General features: G+C 51.2%; 1 tRNA gene. It reads left to right on the top strand.

The features are described from left to right. Positions 1-87: 87 nt before the first annotated feature. Positions 88-164, top strand: a tRNA-Asp gene (locus ACK4TH_RS13235). The last annotated feature ends 78 nt before the right edge of the window (positions 165-242 follow it).

Here is a 242-nt window from a genome sequence, read left to right as displayed (position 1 = left end):
GTTGGTAGAGCGTCTGCCTTACAAGCAGAATGTCGGCGGTTCGATCCCGTCAGCGCCCACCAAGCCTTTACGTTAAAGATCTTACGTGCAGCGGTAGTTCAGTTGGTTAGAATACCGGCCTGTCACGCCGGGGGTCGCGGGTTCGAGCCCCGTCCGCTGCGCCATTTTCTAGATCCCTTGTGCTAGTAAATGGAATCAAGCATGATTTCTTTCTTGCATCATAAAAATAGCGACGCTATTTT

Origin of the sequence: Tepidimonas sp. (genome assembly GCF_046292505.1) — a bacterium.
Lineage (GTDB): Bacteria > Pseudomonadota > Gammaproteobacteria > Burkholderiales > Burkholderiaceae_C > Tepidimonas.
The sequence above is the reverse complement of the archived record's forward strand: the minus strand, read 5'-3'. Positions and strand labels throughout refer to the sequence as shown.